Origin of the sequence: Microcoleus sp. B9-D4 (assembly GCF_036705105.1) — a bacterium.
Classification (GTDB): domain Bacteria; phylum Cyanobacteriota; class Cyanobacteriia; order Cyanobacteriales; family Microcoleaceae; genus Microcoleus.
The window spans coordinates 210,823-232,637 of record NZ_JAUBTS010000004.1 but is presented as its reverse complement, the minus strand read 5'-3'; the positions used below and the strand labels follow the sequence as shown (position 1 = coordinate 232,637).

The following is a 21,815-nucleotide window of genomic DNA, read 5'->3' as shown; positions in this document are numbered from 1 at the left end:
TTTTTCTTGCACCATTATTGATCGTCCGCTCTCTTAATCCTGGTGGTGTAACCTTTTGACACTGATTCAGCAAGCCCTATAGTAGCGGTTTTAACCGCCGAGTTTTATCTACGATTAAATAAATCCGTGTTCTGCTAAGAATTCAGGTGTAATTGTTCCCAAACTGTTGATGGTGGGGGTTTCTTCCCACGGTTCGGGATGGGATTTTGAGCCGCTGCGGAGAAATTTGGCGACATATTTGCCCAGAATATCTGCTTCTAAGTTTACTAAACTTCCTGGTTGCAAATAGCTGAGGTTTGTCTCACCAAAACTGTGGGGAATGACAGCAACTTCAAACCAATTGCCGTCAGCATCGCAATCTGCCACGGTTAAGCTGATGCCGTTGACGGCGATGCTGCCCTTGGAAACGATGTAAGGTGCGATTTGACGTTGCCATCCCGAATTTGCTGTTGGTGGGGCAGTAAACCGCATCTCCCAAGCGTTGGCGGTTTGGGTTGATGTCGCTAAAGTGCCGATCGCATCTACGTGCCCCGTCACAAAATGTCCCCCCAATTTGCTACCGGCGCGCAGGGAGGTTTCTAGGTTTACCAAAGCATCGGGGAATGATCCCAGAGTAGTGCGGCGGAGGGTTTCTGGGGAAGCGACGGCGACAAAACCTTGCGGCAGAACTTCCACTACCGTCAAACAGACTCCATCCACGGCTACGCTGTCCCCAATGGCTAAATCTTGTAAAATCTGGTAGGAGTTGTTTGATGTGCAGGAAATTTGGAAATAATCGTTGCCTAGCGACTTCAGTTTTCCGAGAGATTGAATTAGTCCTGTAAACATAAGTATTTTTCCTTAGTCGATCGCCTATTTACATCAAACCACAGTCACAAACCAGATGCAGGAGCTTTTTATATCCCCCCTCTCCCTCTTTGTCAATTCTTTAATTTAAAATCGACAGTCCCCGATCAGTTGCAGATTCAGGCGAAGATCGAGTCATACTGGATTTAGGTCATCTTTATGTCCGAGTTTTCTACCGCCTTGCAGTTTCTTAATTCTGTCAGTAACCCAGCCCTAAAACCAGGGACTGAGCTTGTAAGAGCAATCGAAGCAAGCTGTGCTGACGGGCCTCAGCCTTAACTGGCTACGTTATTTGAGTCACGACACTCCTTGAATGCGACGCTAGTTTTCCGCTCTGTCATTTGCAATTAAACAGTCTTAAGGTCACTGAGACAGTGTTGCAAGTCTAACAAGCTCTCATAACATTGACCGACAAGCGAACATTACCCCGAAAGGGAGCCGGAGACAACCATATCTCCAAAGAGGGGCAACCAGACCCCTCTACCCCCGAAAGGGGAAAGGGGATTCAAGGTGGTGCTCACTGAGCGTAGTCGAATGTGTTGAAACCGCCCATGTTGTTTCCCTCTCAGGACTAAAGTCTCTGAGTTTCCCACTTACCGAGCATTTTTATGATTGAAATGAAAGTCGCTGGAATTGCCTTAGATGCAGCCACGCGCAGTCCTATTGTCCTATTGAGAGACGCTACTGAGCGACGGGCTTTGCCTATTTATATCGGTCAGGAGCAAGCAAAGGCTATTATTAGCGCGATCGAAGGCCACAAGCCTCCTCGGCCCTTAACTCACGATCTGATGGTCAATTTTTTAGAGGCATGGAGTCTTACCTTGGAGCGCATAGTTATTCACTCGCTGCAAGATAACACATTCTATGCCGTGCTGATCGTCCGTCAGGGAGAAGTTAAAAAAGAGATCGATGCCCGACCTAGCGACGCGATCGCCCTAGCCCTGCGAACGAACTGCCCCATCTGGGTGATGGAAGAAGTCGTCGCCGATGCTTCGATACCTGTCGATCGAGATGCTGATGAGGCAGAACGCCGCGCCTTCCGGGAATTTATCTCAAACCTCCGTCCAGAGGATTTGATTAAGAGAAGCGGCTTGGGCCCAGGCGAAACTTCCTAACCTTTATGCGCTATCGACGGTTTGGCAAAACGGAGTTGCACCTGTCGGTATTTTCCTTGGGAACCATGCGCTATTTGGCTTCTGAGGAAACTGCCTGTCAGACTGTACAACAGGCGGTGTCTCTGGGAATCAATCACCTGGAAACGGCTGCGGGTTACGGTTGCAGCGAGGAATATCTTGGCGCGGCCCTTTCGGCTGGTTTGTCTGTCGATCGATCGCGCCTCCACATCACTACAAAAATTTCCCCAACCGAGGATGCAGCAGCAATGGAACGCTGCATCGACGCATCCCTCAAACGCCTGAATTTAGACTATATCGATTGTCTGGCAATTCACGGTTTGAATACTTGGGAACATTTGGCGATGGTGCGATCGCCCACAGGCTGTATGCAAGCAGTACGCAAAGCCCTCGCCGATGGGATCATTCGGCACGTCGGCTTTTCGACTCACGGGCCTCTGGATCTGATTTTGGCTGCAATCAATACAGATTTGTTTGAATTTGTCAATCTGCATTACTACTATTTTTTTCAGCGCAACGCCCCGGCAATTGAACTCGCCAAAGACAAAGATATGGGCGTTTTCATCATTTCCCCAGCCGATAAAGGAGGGCAACTCTACACGCCCCCGGAAACTCTCGCACAATTGTGCTCGCCTTTCTCGCCCTTAGAGTTAAACTATCGGTTTTTACTTAGCGATACTAGGATTGGGACTTTGAGTGTGGGCCCTGCAAATCCGACAGAATTAGAGCAACCCCTGAAATATTGCGATCGCGACTTTCCCCTCACCAACGCCGAAATCGCTACGTTCGATCGGCTAGAATCGGTTATGGCAGCCACTTTGAAAACCGACAAATGTAGCCAGTGCTATGCCTGTTTGCCTTGCCCGGAAAACATCAATATTCCCGAAGTATTGCGACTCCGCAATCTCGCCGTCGGGTGTGACATGACTGACTTTGGCAAATACCGCTACGCCATGTTTGAAAATGCCGGACACTGGTTTCCTGGCAGCAAAGGCAACCGCTGCACCGATTGTGGCGAATGTTTGCCCCGGTGTCCCGAAGAGTTAGACATCCCAACTTTGCTCAAAGATACTCACCAGCGACTGGGCGGCAAAGCAGGCAGGCGGTTGTGGGATTGAAACAAAGGTGAAGCAGGGAAAAGGTCGATCGAGCGTATCTAAGTTTTGCAATAATTACGCTAAACTTTGGTTTAAGTAAATTTAGGATACAGTCGATCGAAAAATTACTTAGTCTGGCGACTGTCTGCGGGCCTTGGTGTCAACTTAACGTCTTATGTAGTAGCGGTCTACTGTTTGAGTTCATAGTCTTCCCGATCCCCCCTAACCCCCCTTAAGAAGGGGGGGACAAGAGCGTCAAAGTCAACCCCTACTCCCCTTCTTAAGGGGGATTTAGGGGATCGATACTCGCCTGTAAACGAGAGATACAAAAGGTTTTAGTCTTAAGTTGACACCAATGTCCCCTGTCTGCTCCCAACACAATTTAAATAGATCCGACAGTATATGTAAAAACAACTAAATAAAAAAATCTGATTTAACAGCGAGAAACCGATTTTTTTGAAAATACCTCTGTCATTTTCTTACTTTGTTGTACCTGACGAGAGCGAACAATTTTATGAAGATTGATTAATCGAACTCGATCTAAAATATCAACTCTAAAATTGATTGTTTTCCAGATTAATTGATCGCCTGTCATCTATAACCGATCCCGCATCTACTACTATGGCTCATACTCAGTTAAACGACAGCCAGCCAAATTGTCTGCAGCAAACTAAAGTTGCGACTTCCGAAAGAAGATTGAAAGCAGCTTTCAAGCCGTGTACCTACAACTTATCTGTTACCAGAAAACAGCTAATCGGACTGCTGACTTTACAAACAATCTTGCCCGTCGGACTAACGGCAGCAGCACTTTGGCTAACATCGGCAGTGGGAAGCAATCAACTGCAAAATCAAGCTAAATCTGAACTGAGCCTTAGTGAAATTAACTATAATCTCAAACTCGATCGCGCCGCCGACCGTTTGCAAAACTCCTCTGACAGCAAAACGATCGCCCAAACAGCTTTAGCTTACAACAGCGGCAAAAAATTATCATATTTGCAAAAATATGTCAAGCAAATTATAGAAAATCAAGTCAAAACAGGGGAAATAGACAGTGCGGCTTTAGTTGGAAAAAATCGGCAGATAGTTGTTAGCGTCAACCCCAGCCAAAAGGGAAAAAGTTTTAACCTGCAAAAAATAGTCGATCGAGTATTCGCTACAAAAGAGCCAATTACCGCCACCGAAATTATTGCTAAATCGGAATTTCAGGAACAATTGGGATCTTTGTCGGCCGGAAAGGGCGATCGACCTGTTCTCCTGCACTACGCAGCAATTCCCATAAAAGATTCCAAAAATCAGACAGTGATTGCGGCCTTAGTGTTAGGAAAAATTATCAGCCAAACGTCGGTAGTTGCTAGCACCGAAACACTCAATTTACAGGGCGGCGGATATCAGGCTATCTACGCACCGCTGGCTGACGGCAAATTTGTCTTGGCAAGTTCGCAAGCAGTTACAAAAAACCAACAGTTACCCGACTTGCTGGCAGAGAAATCGCTGCTGAAATCTGCACTCGCTGCCGGCGGCAAACCAGTCGCCGGAAACGTACAAACAGGCAGTCAAACTTATGCTGTAGCTGCCAAATCCCTTGGCAATTTAGCCGGAAAACCAGCCGCAATTTTAGTGCGATTCATCCCCAAAACCTCGATCGCAACTTGGTGGGCAAACAACTGGCTGCTGGCCCTGTCTGCTGCTGCCCTTGTTCCCTTCGCCTTGGGAGTTGCCATCACTCGCCGGATTGCCAAACCGGCTAACTCAGATTTATCAACAGCAGATGGGAATTGGGCATCAAACTCCAGCGCCGAACCGCCGCAGCGATCCCGGAATTTGGATCTAATTTATGATAATTTAAATTTCGGCGAATTTCCCGATTTATTTCCCAAAAAATCGAGTTTAGATGGTAAATTAGCCGTCGATTTTCGATATAAAAAATTGGCTGGCACTGGCCCGTTAGCGAAGCCCTCGCAGAGGATCGCAAATCTCCACATCCCGCTTGCTTTTCAACCCCTAGAATTGCCAGAAAACTCCGTCTCAAATCAGTCGCAGCAGGTAAATACAGAACTAGAAAAAAGCGCGATCGCCTTAAATCTAGTCCAGGAAGCTTGGCAAGACTTAAATCGCCTCAACTGGGAATTGCACCCAGAAATACTCGATCGCCAAAACACTCAAAAAGCCCTACGAAAGAGCGAAGCACTGCTGCAAGCGATTTTAGACAACTCAACAGCAGTAATTTACATCAAAGATGTTGACGGAAAATACCTGCTCACCAACCGCCATTTTGACAATTTGTTCGACATCGCAAAAGAGCAAATAACAGGGAAAACCGACGGCGATATTTTTCCCCAAGACAAAGCAGCAGCCTTGCGAGAAAATGACCTGAAAGTTCTCGAATCCTGCTCGCCCCTAACCCTCGAAGAAATCATCCCTCAAGATGACGGCCCGCACACTTATATTTCTCTGAAATTTCCCCTCTGCAACTCCGAAGGTAAAGTTTATGCAGTCGGTACAATTTCTACAGATGTGAGCGATCGCAAACTTGCCGAACTCACCCTAGAAAAAGCCAAAGCAGAACTAGAAATAGAAGTCGAACAGCGCACCCTATTCCTCAAACAAGCCAACGAACTCTTGCGGTTTGAACTCGCCGCCAGAGTCCGCGGCGCCATCACAGTCAGACAAATGACGGCTCAAGTAGCCCGACACGCCAGAACAGTTGACGGCATTCTCGGTGCTTCTCTTGACCTAATTTTTCTAGTAGATCGATCGGGAAAATACACCTATGTCAGCCGCACCGCGGCTCAAGCGGCCGGCATGAACCCCAGAGAAATGATTGGCAAAACCTGGCAGGAATTAGGCTGGTCGCCAACAATTATGCAGCGGGTTCACCAAGAATGCGACGGCATATTTGCCACAGCCGAGCCCGTGAAAGGCGAAGTAATTGTCCCCACCGCAAGCTGGGGAACCCGCGACTACGAGTACATTCTCAGCCCGGTTTGTGCGACAGACGGCAGCGTCGAAGCGGTGGTGGCGACACTGCGGGATATCACCGAACGCAAAGACGCGGAGGAAGCGTGGCAGTTGGCCAAAGAAGCAGCAGAACTCGCCAACCGCGCCAAGAGTGCTTTTCTGGCAAACATGAGCCACGAGTTACGCACTCCCCTCAACGCGATTATCGGCTACAGCGATATGCTAGCGGAAGATGCCGAAGAGTTAGGCAATTTAGAGGTAGTCTCGGATTTAGACAAAATTCGCACTGCTGGCAAACACTTGCTGCGCCTAATTGACGACATTCTCGACATTTCCAAAATTGAAGCTGACAAGATGGAGATTTACCTCGAAAGCTTCGATGTTGGAGGCTTAATCGAGGAGGTGGTAACAACTATCAAACCGCTAATGGATAAAAACGGCAATACTTTGCAAGTATTGAGTTCTGACAATATCGGCGCGATGCACGGCGATTTGATGAAAGTGCGGCAGGTAATGCTGAATTTGCTCAGCAATGCTGCTAAATTTTCTGCTAATGGGGCGATCGTGCTTACTGTCGAAAGAATTACCAGTGAAAAATTAAAAAATAAATATCAACCGAGAGTTGCTCAAATGTTAATTTTGGATGCAGATTTTTTAATTTTCCGAGTGACGGACACGGGTATCGGCATGACACAAGAACAACAAGAGCGACTGTTCCAGCCTTTTACTCAAGCTGACGATTCAACTACTCGCAAGTACGGCGGTACGGGTTTGGGACTGACTATCAGCCAGCGTTTTTGTCAGATGATGGGCGGCGATATTGAAGTTTCTAGCGAGTTAAATTGCGGTTCTACTTTTACTGCTTGTCTGCCTGCTTCATTGTTTAGGCGATCGGAATTTTAACATGACTGTAGGGGCGGGTTTTACCAATAATAAAAGCAAAAAAAAACAATCTAATAAACCCGCCCCCACACAACAAAAAATCGCAAGGTACATCTTTTGCATATAATAAAATGTAAGGTTGATGTAGGTTATCTGCTGTGCGGGGGCGGGTTTTATAGATGGCGAGTTGCTGACATAAATGGTTGGTAAAACCCGCCCCTACGGGAAATATATAAAAAAGAAAACAATAATTATGAAATACGATGTTGATACCCGCAGGCATGGCATTTTGACAAAAAGTTTATTTTTGTTCCCGATCGCCTGTTATGCGTGCCTCGGAGCCTTGCTCTGCGAGCAATCTGCGGCATTTTCCCAGCAGCCGGCTTGCCCGACTGGCAGCGCTGCTAATTTACCGTCGCCCCCGCTTTCGCAAACCGAAAAAAGCGTGCCGAGTCTGTGGTTAGCTCAAAAACAGTTTGGCGGAAAATTGCTCGATCGCTGGTTTGTCGATCCCGGCAATACTTGGGTCATTATCATAGTCAACCGCCAACTTTGGAGTTTGCTCGATTATATGGAACGCTATCAGTTTGTCAACCGCTTCGGCACTGTCGCCAGCGAATACGGTTACAATGTGCGATTTTGCAACCGTCAAGGGACAGCTTTGGCAGTTTATTCGTGTAAGGGCGATCGGCGCTTCTGTCGTATTGATTTAGAATCTCTCTCAAATCCACGTCTTCGAGGCAAACTCAAAGGCTTTTAGTAGGGTGCGTCAGAAGCGAGTAATTTTCTGGATAATCGATAAATCAAGAGCTGACTCACCGTGCATTTTAGCCGATCGAGGCGGTTTATAATTCGTAGAAAAAAATGAAAACAAACCTTGAGCTTCCTGTTGAATTAGAACCGTTTCGCCAAGAAATTGAAAGTTCAGAAAAGCCTGTTATCAAAATCACTTACGAACGAAAGGCGACTGATTTCTGGTCAAGCAAATTTGGCGGAGTGCCTTACTTACCGAAAGGTTACGATTTTCCCAAAGATAGTGATGGAAAATATATGCACCTTTTGGCACAACTCAATTTTGAGGAAATCTTTGCCCAAGTGCCATATTTAGCCCCTTTTCCCAAACAAGGAATTTTGCAATTTTATATTAGTAACAATCTAGGTTGGTATGGAATGGATCCAGAGAACTTGGACAATCAAAAAGATTTCAAAGTATTGTACTTTTTAGAAGTTGACAGAAATAATTGTCAAACAGATTTTGCTTTTTTGTTGGATATAAATGAGACATATTCAACTTTAAATAATCAAAAAATTAGTGGGTGGCAAGCTTTTGACGAAAATAATTGTCCGATTGATTATCCTCCTTCCGATTGTATTTATGAACATTATTATTCACCTTTACAGCACCAAGATGTGAATAATTCTCAAGAATGTTTGGCTTTACAGTTTAGTTTTGACAAGTCGTGGGTGAATCCAGCGGACTATCAATTTGATACTTTTTTGGGAGAACAAAAGCTTCAAAATTATTTGGATATAATTTGGGAAGATGATAACAGATTATTTGAGTGGTATTCTGGTAATATATACGAGAATCACCATAAAATAGGGGGATACGGCTACTTTACGCAAACTGATCCTCGTGAGGATAGTCCGCAATACAAAGACCATAAAGTTGTACTCTTACACATGATTAGTGATGATGAGATTTGTTGGGGTGATTGTGGAGTAGGTAACTTTTTGATTCGTGCTGATGACTTAGAAAATTTAGATTTTTCTCAGGTGATTTATAATTACGATTGTTCTTAAAATTAAAATACTAACACTTCAACCCGTGCTATTTTTTTATTTTTCTAAGGTACGTAGTTGCGGCGCTTCAGCGCTCTTTGGAAGCATCTCCTTTTTGTAAAAAGCATTTTTTCTTTGAATAATGTCCCGCTCGCCTATTGTACAATACGGGAGCGGGGACAGCACTATAAATGCAAAACTGCGATGATCCCTGCTCTTTCATAGATAAAAGAGCGCTGAAGCGCAACTACGTACCTCAAAACGTAGTGAAATTTTAGCCTTTCACTACTTGCCTAGTTTCTTGCCAGAGCGATCTATATTGGGCAATCCCCGCATCCCCAAACGGCAGCATAAAGTCGCTAGCAGCAAGAATCTTAGCATCCGGCAACAACACAGAATTAGTGCGAACAGCTTCCGGCAAATCCTCCGGTTTCATGCCGACAATTATCGGCGAACTAGCCTTAGCCAGCAAAGATAATTGAGGAGCAACCCGAGGCTGCAAGCAAAAATCAATCCATTTTTCCACTAACGAAACTGGATTCCCTGATGCTGGTTGTACCCACAAATCCGTCCAAAGTGCAGTTCCCGAAACTGGAATTACTAAAGCAATATCCTTTTGAGTTTGCAGCAGTGGGAGCAAGTCTCCAGATGAACCTACTGCCAACCAAGTATCGCCTAAAATTAATGGTTGCAGGTAAGCGTCAGAACTATAAAGTTTAACTTGTTGGTGCAGATTTGCGAGTTCTTTTTTGAGATTGGGGACTTTATCTAATTGCTGCGTATTGTAAGATTTCCCTAGTTTTTTTAATGTTAAACCGATAACTTCTCTGGCACTGTCCGGCAGAGAAATTAGATCGCGCAATTCGACTCGCCACAAGTCTTTCCAATCTGTCGGAGTCCACCCCAAAGCCTTAAATTTGTCGGTTCGATAGGCAATTACCGTACTTCCCCAGCGGTAAGGTGCAGCCCACACTTTACCTTGAGGATCTAATTTACCCTCATCGTTGCGCCGGACGAGTTTTTGCCATCTTTCGGGCAATTGTGGCCAATTAGCAAACTTAGCAGGATCGATCGGCTTAATCAATTTTTGCCTAATTGCCAAAGTCAGCCAGTAATCTCCCAACATCACCAAGTTAGCTTGATTTTTTGATTCGGGAACCCGTTTCCACTCCTGCAACAGGGCGAATAATTCTTTTAATTGTCCTTCTTGCGTTACCTGCAAAAGCGGAGACGGTTGTACATCGCGGCTAAATTTGCTTACCAGTTGGGCCGGAATACCGTTTTTGAGCGATCGAATTTTGAGAATCGGCTTCGAGTCGCACCCTGCCGCCAATTGACTTAAAGTTAGGGTGGCAGCCCCCAATAGCAAAGACCTTCGTTTCACCTGTCAATCCGCTTTTCTAAATATTGACCCATCGTTTTGTGTTCTACAGCCGGGGAAATAATTGTTTGTCGAGTCCGGTAGTTGGCGCCGATTTGTCTTATTTCTTTTTCAAACACAGAGCCATTGTACTCGGTTCTGCTGCGAAGAGAGTCTGTTTGACCGAAACCATCCAGGATACAATCCCCCGAATTTATCCGTGGGGTCAATGCTTCAATTCTAAAATCTAAAATCTAAAATCTAAAATCTAAAATCGCGCAATCGATTGGCTCTTGCCCTGATTTTACCTTCTACATTGTCGATCGAGCTTTCGGATGCCGAAAACTCCCTCAACTTAACGCCTAATTTCTGTGCTGCAAGTTCCTTTGAGCCAGTTGTGCTCGCCAGCCCGGTCGATCGGCTGCATCTGTGTTACATTTTTTAATATAACGAAACAACGAGATCGCTGCCATCTGCAGTTGGATGAGGCTTTTCACACAACCGAAGTAAAAAATTATTTTTAAATCGGCGACAGCTTAATAACTAAAAAAACTAAAAATTCATTCATCTGAATCCTGAAAGCACTGGCGAGAGCGCAGTCAATCTAATAGCACCCTGTGCGATCCGACTCTCAGACACCCGACGTTTTAACTCTGATTGAAGGTTTGAACGAAGTATGGGGGTTAACCCACCCGGTTCCTGTGTCCAAGACTATCTAAAACCTAAAATCTAAAATCTACAATCGACTCACCAATGGCGAGCGATTATCTTCAAGCTTGCTCCCTAAATCTACCGTCAGGATTGGGAACACAACAATTACGTCAAAAATTAAATAATTTAGTGATAAATCCAAGTTATGTAAAGATTTAACTAAAATGTAAAGATATTAAGTTACGAGCCAAAGGATGATTGTATGGAAGCGCTCCGCCAGCAAGTTACAGTATTGAGCCAACAAGTCGAGGCCCTCTACAAACTCATAGAAAACCTCAATGAAAAGCTCTTGGAGTCTGCCAAGGATACGAAGCTGACTCAGCAACAGAGAAACGATCGCTCTGGAACGCTAGGAAATGACCAAACCTCGCCCTATCAAAGCTACAGCAGTCTCGATGGCCTCCTCGAACACAAAGACATACTGTTAGATGACAGCTACTTCGACAAGAATTCTCAAAGCCTGGAAAAAGAGCTGAGCGCCGAGATTCAAATCCAGCGCTTAACAGCTCAGCTAACAGCAGCTTACAATCGAATTGCAGCCTTGGAAGAACAGTTGCTCTCCAAAAGAATGCACTCGCAACATCTAGGGGGGCCTAATTAAATATTGCTAGCGGGGAGCGGGTAGTAATAAAAAAAAATACAAGTTGCGTTGATTTATGCTCGTCTACTTATAGAGTTATTGCAAAGAGTTTTTTTGTCGGGGCATTAACAGGAAGAATACTGCATGAAAGCGAGATATTGTGTAGAAATAGGAAGGCTATTTCTTTGGTGAACAATATTTTTTTACAAACCGCAGAGGGCGCAGAGGACGCAGAGAGAGAAGAAAGAGAAGAAAGAGAGAAGTTCACAAATCTGGCATCGATTCTTATAACTATCTACTTAATGTTTAATCTCACAGCGCGAGGCTAAAGCTTCAACAGCGTGGAGGAGTTGAGTTGGAGTCCAATTTGCAGTCAAGCCACTGGCGATCGCACACGCTCCCGCACCGACACCTTCCTTAACATAGCCGCGATCGTAAGCTTGCAGTTGCCCGTAGCGAGATCCAGCAAAACTTAGCTGCGCCGCCAACAGAGGCACACCGCCGATCTCATTAGCGAGTCCTACAGTGTCTCCTGTAGGGTCTTCGGCCACCCAGCGCGTAGTCCCCACCGCAACTTGTTCGGGACGCCATAGCAGAGCATATTCACGGGCTAAGGCTTGCATCAAAGCGTACACTGCCAGCATTTGCGTACCCCCAGCCAGAAGCACCCCGCAAGTCCGACTCGCGGCGATCGCCATTGCCGCCACCGCTATTTGCATCGGATCGCCCACCGCCGCTACCAATTCCAGGGGAGTGCTGTTTTGTCCGCCAATTTCCCACTCAGCATTATTGAGTCCCGCTGTCACCGCAGCCAATTTTTGAGCGTGATTGCAGCGAGGATGAGAACTGTTAACTTTGCCCGCCGCTGCAATACCCAAACCCATTAACACGCCCAAAGCAGTAGTCGTTCCCCCAACTACGCACTCCCCTAAAATTAAATAGCTACCATTAGTTTGAGCAGCCAATTTAGCTCCCCAAATTAATCCTTGTTCGAGCAAATGTTTGACTGTTTCGAGTTCTAAAGCATTCCCAGAAATCAGACACTTTGCCGGAGTGCCGCCCAAGTCAATTGCAGGTACCGGAGGTGGGAGGGGCAAACCAGCATTAAATAGGTAAAGCGGAAGTTCCAAAGCTTCGACTACAGCGCGAGATATCAGTACCGGCGAGGCACCCGCTTCTAGGGGCGGCAAAGGATATTGGGGCGACGGTTGGGGGCCATTATACAAAAATTCTGCATCGGCTAAACAAGTAAATTGTCGATCGTGCGGGGTTGCTCCTGCTGCTGAAATCCCCGGAATTAAGCCAGTAGCGGTAAATCCTAACACGCAGGCAAATATCGGTTTTTGTCCCCGATAGCGATCGAGCCATCGCTGCCCCTGTTCTATTTCTGTATAAATACCAATCATAAATTAGTCATTAGTCATTAGTTATTAGTTATTAGTCAACAGTCAACAGTCAACAGTCAACAGTCAACAGTCAACAACTCCCAATAACTACTCTTCATAATCGATCAAAAGTTGCACCCAGCGCGGCGGCCGCGGAATTGAATTTCCCAAACGATCTAATAGCAGCAAAGCTACTAAATGCACTACAAATAAATAGACAATATTGTTAACTAAAATCATCCCGGCGGCGATCGCCCCAATTGTGTTCAAACTCGGTACATTAAGCCAGCCCAGCTTCACAAACACCCATTCCACCATCTCTGTTACCTGGGCCGTTACGTAAACCCATAGATCTTGACCCACCAACGCTGACAGCAGCCAAAACCGAAAAAAGAAGCCTACAGTACCAATGAGAGCGCCCACACTAATAGATAGTGACCAACTCGCTTTGCGCCTCCAAAGTCCTCCCAGCGCAACTCCCATAATTCCAAAAGGCATCACGTATAAAATGCTCCGCGTCGGGCCCATCAGTACCGACAGCAGCAAACCCGATACCAAAGCTGCCATCCAAGCTGCTCGGTTGCCCCAGCGCAAGTAAACCAGAGCGATGGGTATCGGGAAAAAAACCCGCAGCAAAGGCCCCAGTGGAAAGTAATAATTTACCAGCCAAATTAAGCTAGCGGTACTTGCCAAAAAAGCCGTTTCTACCAGCCTTAAAGGCGCTTCCCCAGAGGCGCGCTTCCCCGGATCTGGATTGGTGCGATCGCCAGCCCTTGCTGAAATATCGGCGGTTTGGGGTTCGTTATTTGTACTGGGTGAACTACCCGAATTAGACGCAGCATCTGCTGACAAAAAATCACTCATCCGATTTTAGATTTTAGATTTTAGATTTTAGATTTTACGGGACTTGCGCCCGATACGGCTGATTCCCGATTTTAGATTTTAGATTTTAGATTTTAGATTTTACGGGACTTGCGCCCGATACGGCTGATTCCCGGTTTCACTCTTTGGATGCTTCGCCACCAAATTTAATATTGCTCGCAGAAACCGGGTTTACGTAGGAACGCAAGTCTTATTTTAGATGGATGTTCTCAGCAAAAATTTTCAGCAGCATTATTTTTCGCTTTTGACTTCTTGGATTACCAAAACCGAACAAGATGCGTGGTGAACGACATAATTGCTGACGCTGCCGAGGAAAGCTTCTGCCAGCCCCGTGCGGCCACGCCTTCCCAAGACTATTAAATCTGCGCCCCAATTTTCGGCGGCTTCACAGATACAATGCCCCGGATCGCCGTCCTTTTTGCAGTCAAATTCTACCTGCAATCCTTTTTTTGCTGCAGCGTCGCAGTAATTTTTTAGCAAACCCGAAGCCTGTTTTACGTCGCTTTCCAGCCGCAAACGTTGAGCTTGATAAGCTTGATCCATTAACTCGACATTCATGCCCAAATCTACCGGAATTGGCACTGCTGTCTCCCCCAGCGTGCTGACAGTAACGCAGTTAAATAGCATCACCTGGGCGCGATCGCTCAGAGCTAATTCTAAAGCTTGAGTGAAGACGCGGTGGCCCAGTTCAGAATCATCTAAGGCGGCGAAAATTTTCTTAAAACTCACAGCTTTACCTCCTGCAGGAAATCATTAATATCAGTTAGTTAACAGAGAGTGCTTTTGAATCTAATTCAAATTAGCAATCTCTGATACTTCTAGACTAACAGACGCTCTAAGGCGTGCAGGTCGGGAATGCACAAAACGTCACGTTCGCGCTGAATAGTTCCTTTTTTTTCCAGCTTGCTCAGCACTCGCGTTACTGTTTCGCGAGCCAGCCCGCTGAGGCTGCTTAATTCTCTGTGTGGCAGGTTCGGTATTTCTGTACCTCCTGTTTCCATGATTTTTTTGCCTTGCCCCTCGGCCAAAAATAAGAGAATATCTGCTACTCGCGAGGTACTGTCGGACTCTCGCAAACGCAGGCGGCGGTTGACTTGTCGCAGGCGACGCGCCATCAGTTGAGCTAGGCGAATGCCTGCTAGCGGCTCAGTATGAATGAGCTGCACAAAATCCTGAGATGGCATATTGCCGATTAGTGTCGGGGCTAGGGTGATCACATCTGTAGATCGCGGTGCTTCTTCGATCGCGGCCATTTCCCCGAATAATTCTCCTTTGCCTAAAATATTCAGTGTTACTTCTTTTCCGTCTAGGTTGTAGGTGCGAATTTTCACCCAACCATCCAATATAAAATACACTGATGTTCCCCAGTCATTTTCGAGTAAAATCACTTGATTTGACGGATGACTGCGGGTAACGATGTGGACAGTTGCTCTCTCGATTACAGGATCGGGTAATCCTGCAAAAAAAGGAGTAGAAACTATCAATTGATTTATATTAGAATTCGGGTCTCGGGTGTTAAAGCGGTCTTCCATGAGGCCATCATTTTAATTTATGCGCTTGAGCTGCGCTGGGCAGTTACAAATAGCTTGCAGCCGAGTCATTCGATTTGAGATTCAAGATTTGAGAAACAAGGATCTAAATCGGCAATTTTACCTCTAAAGTTTTGCGGTCAAAGGCTCAATATGGTAATTAATAGCCTCAAGCTCTGATTTGGAGCCAGAAACTAAAGAATATACCATAATTTTTTAGATATATACCACTGAGCAAATTTTATTAACAAAATTTTAGCAATGTGGCAAACGACTGAGCCGATCGAATTACCTTTGAAAGCACTTCGCGAAGACAAGCTTAACACTGCTGAGAGATTTGTTGTCAGTCGGCCCTGCAGTCGAGAAGGCAGAATCCACGATCGCAAGGGGTGCAAGCACGGTAGACAGAGCCCAAATCCGAGCAACTGCCTAGAACCTGGCCAATGTCAGCACGATCAGCAAAATCCACAGCCATTGCAAGCCTAAATACTGGCGCTCTTGGGGAGCGAAACCCACCCACTTCCCAGCAAACTTTTCTGCTACCCCAAGATTATTGTACCATTAGTATCTAGCCATGAACACAGATAAAAGGCTATGATAAAAGGTTACTCAAATCCAGTATACGGGGACAATCCCGAATCTCGGTATCCCAAATCGCAAATTGTTTGAGGTTTTTTCCAAGTCGGTGAAAAATGAACAGACAGTGGCGCGCCACCATGCTAACGAAACTCGCGGTGACAGTGTGGGGCCCGCCGTTCAAGCAGGTGAAGGCAAAAGTTGGTCGGGACCACAGCTCTTACGAGCAGGAATCAGCCTCCGGGTCAGGAAACTCGCCCCTGAGTCGCAGAATTTGAAAGCACTTGCAATTGATAGAAGCGGGCATTTGGTGCGGAAGTACCGGTTAACCTATGATAGGCAATAGAAGCTATCCGAAGACAAAAGGTTAATTAACTGTTGTCAGAAAATATTAGTGAATTATTGACTGACTCGCATTCAGATTATTCTATCTATTGGCATCGCTGCCGCCTGACAATCAAGCATCCAGGATACAAGCCCCCGGATTCATTCCTTCGCACACTCAGGACCGGTGAAATAAAAAACCTGTATCCGATAAAGGAGCCCCCGAATTGATCTCGCGCAAGTCAATGCTTCAATCTAAAATCTAAAATCTAAAATCTAAAATCGATTGACTTCAGTCTTTTTTCGGTAAAGTTTCTCCCAAGCCGCATTCCCAGAGGTTCCGCCCTTGAATTCTCAGAAGTACAAAATTCAAGCACTGATTGCTGAGATAGACGAGGTACTCAGCAAGCCCGCACCCCGCTTGCCTTGGACGGGTTCTCTTGATACTGTCCACCAGCGCCAACTTTTAGAGCGAGTTCGCGCTTATCTGGTTTCCTCAGACTCAAAGCTAACGGCCCCAAAGGCCCCCGCCCGCCAAAATGTCCGCCCCGAACCAGTTCCAGTACCCAAAGTGCCTCTGCCCCCCCCTGGCCCCTCAGCAGCAGAGCAAATCATGCTGGCCGTAACCGGAGAAATCAGCCACCTGCGTTCCAGCCTGACAGGGCCGCTCCAAGAAGACATAGAAGCTCTGCGGCAAGAGCAGCAAGCTCTAATTCAAGAAATCAAACAGCTAGAAGCAAAACGGCAGCAGCAACAATCCCTAGCTCAGCAACAAGCCAACCAACAGCAAATCATTGCTGAATTTTTGCAGGTACTGAGTGCCCGCTTGGAAGAAACCTTGACTAGCGATTTCTCCCAAATTCTAAATTCCCTAGAAAATCAGTTATTACAAAGCATCTCAGCACCATACTCTTTGGGCAGTGCGCCTGATGAACAATCGGCTATTGACGTAACACTTAACCGACAAACCTCAGAAGAACACCCGCTGCTGACGCCAGCTCAGAGGTTCGAGCAAATGCAACTGTTCCAATCTCATGCTGACAGTCTGCTGATGAGTCTCGATTCGAGGATGGCTATCGTGTTCGAGGCTTTGCAAGCAAATCTGCAAAGCTATCAAGCTTCCTTGAGACAAGAACTTGAAAATATGTACGGTTTGAGCCAGCAGAGCGAGGCGATGTTCGCGGCTTTGGTCAACCACTTGGCCTCACAGTTGGGGCGAGAAGCGTCTTCCTACGTTCAACAGCCGATCGATTTAGCAAATAATCTCGAAACCGTTACCCCAACCGCCGCCGATCGATCTTCTGTCGCTCCCGCCCTTTCAAATACTCCGATCGAGCACTCAGCCCCAGAGACTCAGACGGGAGACTCGGTGCAGGAAATTCGCACCGGCGAATTCGGAGAACAAGACAGATTTCCCTACGCCGGTACAGAAATTTCTCCGCAATACGGACTGTTGAGGCGCGAACGCGACCGGATTCAAGCCCCAATTTTGCTCCCGGAGTTGGAAGATAATTTGTTCGGTTCTGCACCCGAAATATCTCAAAATGCAACTCGGTTTCCTGGCGGTGAATTGGAGAATAGCTTAACAGAAAAAAGCGAAGATATTGAGGATTTATATGCAAGTTTGTTCGCGGGAGAAGCGGTTCCTGAAGTAGAATTACAAAGCGAAATTTTTCCGGTAGAAAATCCTGTAAAGGAGACCCAAAGTGAAGGTGTACAATATCAAGAAGCGGCGACGGATAGGGAAACTGCCGCAGCGCTAAAAATGACCGAAGATTTGTTTGTAAATCTGCTGGATGAAGGGGAAACTCTGGAAGAGATTTTAGTAGATGAAGATTCAGACTTTGTAATGGGTAATTCTGTAGAGTCTCTAACTTTAGATACGGCAGATTTATTTGAACCGCAAGTGGCAACAGTACCTCAAGTTTCAGCAGCACCACCCTCAACTGCTGAGGTGCAAATTGACGGGGACGATCGAGAAAATCTAGAAACGGGTCAAAACCAAGGCGAGCAGTTCGACGCTGCGATGCCTGAATCGCCACCTTTGCCGTTGAGAACGCCTGCCGAAATTAGCCCAAACCTCCCCAGTGCCGAGTCTCATGTGCCAAGTATCGGTGAGGTTCAAACTGGCGAGTCCGGCACTTCGTCGCAGCGACTCGATGAGGAGTACATCCAAGCTTCGCCGGACGAGGATTTGCTGCCGGTCGAGGCATTAGAAGATGACCTCGATCGAGCTCTAAATTTGGACAACAATACTCTGGAACTTTTGGAGGCAGACCTCTACAATCTGGAGGGATTGGAAAATACTAGCTCCAGGCGATCGAATTTCTCAGCCGCTAACAGCTTGGATTTAGCCGCGAGTTCCCCCGAAGGCATTGCAAAAAATCCCTTTGCGGAGGTGGCAGAGGAAGAACTCGGCACGCTGGAGGATTTGTTCTCCGATGTTTTGGAACTCTCCTCGGATGATGAACCCTTTGTTTTGGAAGACGAACTTGAGGATGATTTGTTGGCTGAGGAAGACGACTCGAATTTGACGCTAGACGAGATTTTGGCTAGTTTGACCGAGACCGATCGACCTTTGACTGATTCTCCCCCTCCAGAAACTGCCGAAACTAACGAACTGCGATCGAGTCCTCCAGAAAGTCAAAAAAAAAACCTAAATTCGACAGAGAGTAAAGCAGGAGTTGTTGAGGGGAAAACCGATTTTAGCGAGTTTGCCGAAACACAGCAGCAAGACTCGGCTGGGCATTCTGCCGCAGGTGCGATCGCCCCATCCCCAGAACGCCGGAATTCTAGCTGGTATTTGGGCATTGATTTCGGTTCCAGCGGCCTGTCTGCGGCTTTGCTCGATCGCACCAGCGGCCAGTTGCACCCGATTTACTGGGAAGCATCGCAGGCTGAGGCTTGGGCAGCAGACGCCAGTTGTCGGATTCCCTCGGCTGCGGTGCTTGCCCAAACAGCCCCAGGAAGCCCAGGGTCAGAGGTGACAGTCAAGTCGGTGGGATTCCGACCCCTGGCTTTGCCTGCTGGAGAATTTTTACTGGAAAATTTTAAATTGCCTTTAAAGGTGGGCATTCCTTATCAGCGGGAGGCTGCTGGGATCTACGAACCGCTGTTGCAGTGGTCGCCCTTGCAGGCTTTTTCGATCGCCTTGCCGCTGCAATGTTTGCGGGCACTGCTGGCTACTTTGAACCCGAGTTTGCGGGGACAAAAATTTGACGGATCGGGGGAAGTTTTGGATTCTGCAATGTCGAGGGCGAATTTTACAGGATTGCCAGTTTCTAATTTAATCTGTAGGGCTTCGGGACTGACGCGAGAAACTCTCGATGCGGCGCTTTTAGACTTGCAGGGTGTAATTTTGGGGACTCCGGCAGACTGGTCGGATGTTTATATGTTTAATCTGCGGGAGGCGGTTTTGGGCGCGTCTCTGGTGGCTTCTGGTTCGCAAATTTTTGTGGTGGAAGATGCGATCGCCACTTTGCTTGCTGCTGTAACTCCTGTGAAAAATGACATGGAAGTCGAGTCGTCAGCCGTGGATTCTGCTAAGGACGGTGAAGAAGCTGCACCGCTGAGTGTGAATGCTTCGTCTTTTAGCGGGGGAACTTTGATTTTGAATGCGGGGGCGGCGACGGTGGAATTAGCTTTAGTTGAGTTGCCGTCCAATCTTCAAGATTTAACTCGTGCAGATTTTACTTGCCACAGTTTTGCTTTTGCTGGCGATGCTTTCGATCAGGATATTATCTGTCAGTTGTTGGCTAAAAATGAAACTTGGGGAATGTCGATCGATTTGCCACGTCCTGGCCATCCAGATTTGCCGAGCCGCTATCAATTGCAGCAGCGGTTACAAGGTTCTGCTTTTGGCCTGCAATTGTTAGAGGCGGCAAGGCAAATAAAAGTTATTTTGCAACATCAAAAAAGTTTTGCTTTGGATATTGGTCAGCAGCATTGGGATGTGAGGCGCAAAGATTTGGAAAGTCTGGTTTTAGTGCCTTTTGTGCAGCAGTTGAACCGTGAATTGAATGCTTTGCTCAGCCGCGCGGGGATGTCGCCGGCGGGGATTAATCAGGCGATTTGTGCGGGGGGTATGGGTGCTTGGCCTGCGATTGCCCGCTGGTTGCGGCAGAAGCTGCCGAATGCGATCGTGGTTCAAGACCAGGAATTGCAGGGCGATCGAGATATTTTTGAGATTGACAATTCTGCATTTTCTGTATCTCAAAGTACAAATTTTCCCCAAAAAATTGGTCGAGTTGCCTGCGGGTTAGCGAGTTTGGCTCTCTATCCTCAAATTTTGGATGTGTCGCAGCAGCAGTACAGCGACTTTTTTCTGCTGTGGGAATTAATGCAGGTTTTGGGCGGGGAAACTTTGAGCTTTCAGGAAATTTTGCAGTTGTTGGAACGCCAAGGCGTAAATACCCGCACCTGCGAACCCCGGATTTTGCGGATTTTGGAAGGAAATTTGCCGGCGGGACTTGTGCCTGCGGAGGAAGATTTCATGCTGCTGGCCGAGGAGTCGAGGCAAAATCCTGATTGGGAAGCAATTTGGGCTGAGCCGCTTTTCTTTGAAGATGTCTCACGGGGTTATCGTTTGAATCTCGAACACGCCTCTGTTGTTCGCGAATATTTAGGCAAACTCGCCTCTAGCAGCCAGCAAAAATTGTTAGAGCCCCTAACACTTGCTTGGGGTGTTCGCACCGATATTTATCGCTAAACGGCAAAAAACCCGGTTTCTCAGTAGAATCCTCCCTGTCTTCCGGGAAGAGTCCTAGTCGAAACCAGGTTTTTTTGCGTCCAGCACTAACTTTTTTCTGTAAATTTACGTAAGTTTACATAAACTTTATACGTTTTTATAGAAAACACATAGAAACTTTATAAAAGTGTGAGTGCTTTTTAAAGATTGTGCAAAGCTGAGCATTTCAGGTTCTGCAGATTTGGGATGGCTAATAAGATGGACGTAAGAGATCGTTAAAGTTGAGACAAATCATATGAAATTTCCGATGGGTGCCTCGTCGAAATCATCATTATCAGAAATGCTGTCCTTATTTTTTCAAGAATTTACTTACAGAGTCTGTGTATCAAAACAACAGCATCACAGATCCGTAACGAGCAAGGTAAAACGGTCGATCGATATTTTGGGTGCGCTGCTGGGACTGGCAATTGCTGCTGTGGTGGCGGTGCCGGTGGCAGTGGCGATGCTATTGGACGATCGGGGCCCGCTGCTGTACAGTCAAGTCCGCTGCAGCTTCCAAGGGCGACATTTCAGAATGTGGAAATTTCGATCGATGGTTGTCGATGCAGAAAAGCTCAAACATTTAGTTAGCAACCAAGCCAACGGTCACATTTTTAAGAATGAAAATGACCCGCGAATTACCCGCGTCGGCCGCTTCTTGCGGTGTACGAGTTTGGACGAGTTGCCTCAATTCTGGAACGTGTTAGTCGGCGACATGAGTTTGGTGGGAACTCGACCGCCCACTCCTGATGAAGTTGCTGCCTATGACGATTTTCACTGGCAGCGTTTAAATGTCAAACCCGGGCTGACTGGGGAGTGGCAAGTCAACGGACGGTCTGGAGTTAAAGACTTTAACGATATTGTGCAGATGGATCTCGACTATCAGGGCAAGTGGTCTGTTGTCTACGACATCACTCTGATTTGCAAAACAATTGGGGTGGTCTTGAGTAAAAACGGTGCGTGTTAGATAGGTAAGTTGTTTTGGGTTGTTTTTTTATTATTTTAGGAAAAAACTGGGGATGAAATAGTTGGGAACTGATTAAA

The 21,815-nt window shown here is 46.7% G+C and carries 16 protein-coding genes; 9 read left to right on the top strand and 7 right to left on the bottom strand.

Annotation, left to right across the window (positions count from 1 at the left end; translation table 11 throughout):
* Positions 1–114: 114 nt before the first annotated feature.
* Positions 115–828, bottom strand: coding sequence for a riboflavin synthase (gene ribE, locus QUB24_RS04180; RefSeq protein WP_333150934.1), 714 nt, complete (start codon positions 826–828; stop codon positions 115–117).
* A 626-nt stretch (positions 829–1,454) separates the two neighbouring features.
* Here ribE and QUB24_RS04175 point away from each other — a divergent pair.
* The 5 genes from QUB24_RS04175 to QUB24_RS04155 all read left to right on the top strand — a co-directional run bounded on the left by QUB24_RS04175 (position 1,455) and on the right by QUB24_RS04155 (position 8,719).
* Positions 1,455–1,961, top strand: coding sequence for a bifunctional nuclease family protein (locus QUB24_RS04175; protein WP_015176672.1), 507 nt, complete (start codon positions 1,455–1,457; stop codon positions 1,959–1,961).
* A gap of 5 nt (positions 1,962–1,966) precedes the next feature.
* A complete protein-coding gene (locus tag QUB24_RS04170; RefSeq protein WP_333150931.1) occupies positions 1,967–3,097 on the top strand; it encodes an aldo/keto reductase in 1,131 nt (376 codons plus the stop codon).
* Between the two features lie 600 nt (positions 3,098–3,697).
* Positions 3,698–6,937, top strand: coding sequence for a PAS domain-containing protein (locus tag QUB24_RS04165; protein ID WP_333150929.1), 3,240 nt, complete (start codon positions 3,698–3,700; stop codon positions 6,935–6,937).
* A gap of 232 nt (positions 6,938–7,169) precedes the next feature.
* Complete coding sequence (locus tag QUB24_RS04160; protein WP_333150927.1) at positions 7,170–7,676, top strand: hypothetical protein; 507 nt, start codon at positions 7,170–7,172, stop codon at positions 7,674–7,676.
* A gap of 104 nt (positions 7,677–7,780) precedes the next feature.
* On the top strand, positions 7,781–8,719 hold the full coding sequence (locus QUB24_RS04155; RefSeq protein ID WP_333150924.1) for a DUF1963 domain-containing protein: 939 nt from the start codon (positions 7,781–7,783) through the stop codon (positions 8,717–8,719).
* Positions 8,720–8,972: 253 nt separating this feature from the next.
* On the opposite strand, the gene QUB24_RS04150 is transcribed toward QUB24_RS04155, so the two are convergent.
* Together QUB24_RS04150 and QUB24_RS33535 are read right to left on the bottom strand one after the other, a co-directional pair.
* Positions 8,973–10,082 carry an extracellular solute-binding protein gene (locus QUB24_RS04150; RefSeq protein WP_333150922.1) on the bottom strand — a complete coding sequence of 370 codons (1,110 nt, stop codon included), beginning with the start codon at positions 10,080–10,082 and terminating at the stop codon, positions 8,973–8,975.
* Entirely contained in the window at positions 10,079–10,288 is a 210-nt protein-coding gene (locus QUB24_RS33535; protein WP_445300382.1) for a phycobiliprotein lyase, read from the bottom strand. The genes QUB24_RS04150 and QUB24_RS33535 overlap by 4 nt, the downstream gene beginning before the upstream one ends.
* A gap of 56 nt (positions 10,289–10,344) precedes the next feature.
* Here QUB24_RS33535 and QUB24_RS04140 point away from each other — a divergent pair, with 56 nt between their 5' ends.
* Both QUB24_RS04140 and QUB24_RS04135 read left to right on the top strand, forming a co-directional pair.
* Complete coding sequence (locus tag QUB24_RS04140; protein ID WP_333150920.1) at positions 10,345–10,503, top strand: hypothetical protein; 159 nt, start codon at positions 10,345–10,347, stop codon at positions 10,501–10,503.
* Positions 10,504–10,971: 468 nt separating this feature from the next.
* A complete protein-coding gene (locus QUB24_RS04135) occupies positions 10,972–11,370 on the top strand; it encodes a hypothetical protein (RefSeq protein ID WP_333150918.1) in 399 nt (132 codons plus the stop codon).
* A 278-nt stretch (positions 11,371–11,648) separates the two neighbouring features.
* On the opposite strand, the gene cobT is transcribed toward QUB24_RS04135, so the two are convergent.
* The 4 genes from cobT to QUB24_RS04115 form a co-directional block, all read right to left on the bottom strand.
* Positions 11,649–12,755, bottom strand: coding sequence for a nicotinate mononucleotide-dependent phosphoribosyltransferase CobT (gene cobT, locus QUB24_RS04130; RefSeq protein ID WP_333150916.1), 1,107 nt, complete (start codon positions 12,753–12,755; stop codon positions 11,649–11,651).
* An 87-nt stretch (positions 12,756–12,842) separates the two neighbouring features.
* Positions 12,843–13,598 carry a DUF2232 domain-containing protein gene (locus QUB24_RS04125; protein WP_333150914.1) on the bottom strand — a complete coding sequence of 252 codons (756 nt, stop codon included), beginning with the start codon at positions 13,596–13,598 and terminating at the stop codon, positions 12,843–12,845.
* 249 nt (positions 13,599–13,847) lie between these two features.
* The gene (locus tag QUB24_RS04120) at positions 13,848–14,345 is read right to left on the bottom strand and encodes a universal stress protein (protein ID WP_333150912.1); all 498 of its coding nucleotides are present in this window, start codon (positions 14,343–14,345) and stop codon (positions 13,848–13,850) included.
* A gap of 89 nt (positions 14,346–14,434) precedes the next feature.
* Complete coding sequence (locus QUB24_RS04115) at positions 14,435–15,148, bottom strand: Crp/Fnr family transcriptional regulator (protein WP_015176662.1); 714 nt, start codon at positions 15,146–15,148, stop codon at positions 14,435–14,437.
* 1,243 nt (positions 15,149–16,391) lie between these two features.
* Between QUB24_RS04115 and QUB24_RS04110 the strand changes: the two genes are divergently transcribed.
* Together QUB24_RS04110 and QUB24_RS04105 are read left to right on the top strand one after the other, a co-directional pair.
* On the top strand, positions 16,392–20,753 hold the full coding sequence (locus tag QUB24_RS04110) for a hypothetical protein (RefSeq protein WP_333150908.1): 4,362 nt from the start codon (positions 16,392–16,394) through the stop codon (positions 20,751–20,753).
* Between the two features lie 274 nt (positions 20,754–21,027).
* Complete coding sequence (locus tag QUB24_RS04105; RefSeq protein ID WP_333150906.1) at positions 21,028–21,738, top strand: sugar transferase; 711 nt, start codon at positions 21,028–21,030, stop codon at positions 21,736–21,738.
* Positions 21,739–21,815: the final 77 nt, after the last annotated feature.

Coding starts and splice junctions, on each gene's coding strand:
- ribE (WP_333150934.1), bottom strand. CDS start 828: ATGTTTACAGGACTAATTCAATCTCTCGGAAAACTGAAGTCGCTAGGC.
- QUB24_RS04175 (WP_015176672.1), top strand. CDS start 1,455: ATGATTGAAATGAAAGTCGCTGGAATTGCCTTAGATGCAGCCACGCGC.
- QUB24_RS04170 (WP_333150931.1), top strand. CDS start 1,967: ATGCGCTATCGACGGTTTGGCAAAACGGAGTTGCACCTGTCGGTATTT.
- QUB24_RS04165 (WP_333150929.1), top strand. CDS start 3,698: ATGGCTCATACTCAGTTAAACGACAGCCAGCCAAATTGTCTGCAGCAA.
- QUB24_RS04160 (WP_333150927.1), top strand. CDS start 7,170: ATGAAATACGATGTTGATACCCGCAGGCATGGCATTTTGACAAAAAGT.
- QUB24_RS04155 (WP_333150924.1), top strand. CDS start 7,781: ATGAAAACAAACCTTGAGCTTCCTGTTGAATTAGAACCGTTTCGCCAA.
- QUB24_RS04135 (WP_333150918.1), top strand. CDS start 10,972: ATGGAAGCGCTCCGCCAGCAAGTTACAGTATTGAGCCAACAAGTCGAG.
- cobT (WP_333150916.1), bottom strand. CDS start 12,755: ATGATTGGTATTTATACAGAAATAGAACAGGGGCAGCGATGGCTCGAT.
- QUB24_RS04125 (WP_333150914.1), bottom strand. CDS start 13,598: ATGAGTGATTTTTTGTCAGCAGATGCTGCGTCTAATTCGGGTAGTTCA.
- QUB24_RS04115 (WP_015176662.1), bottom strand. CDS start 15,148: ATGGAAGACCGCTTTAACACCCGAGACCCGAATTCTAATATAAATCAA.
- QUB24_RS04105 (WP_333150906.1), top strand. CDS start 21,028: ATGAAATTTCCGATGGGTGCCTCGTCGAAATCATCATTATCAGAAATG.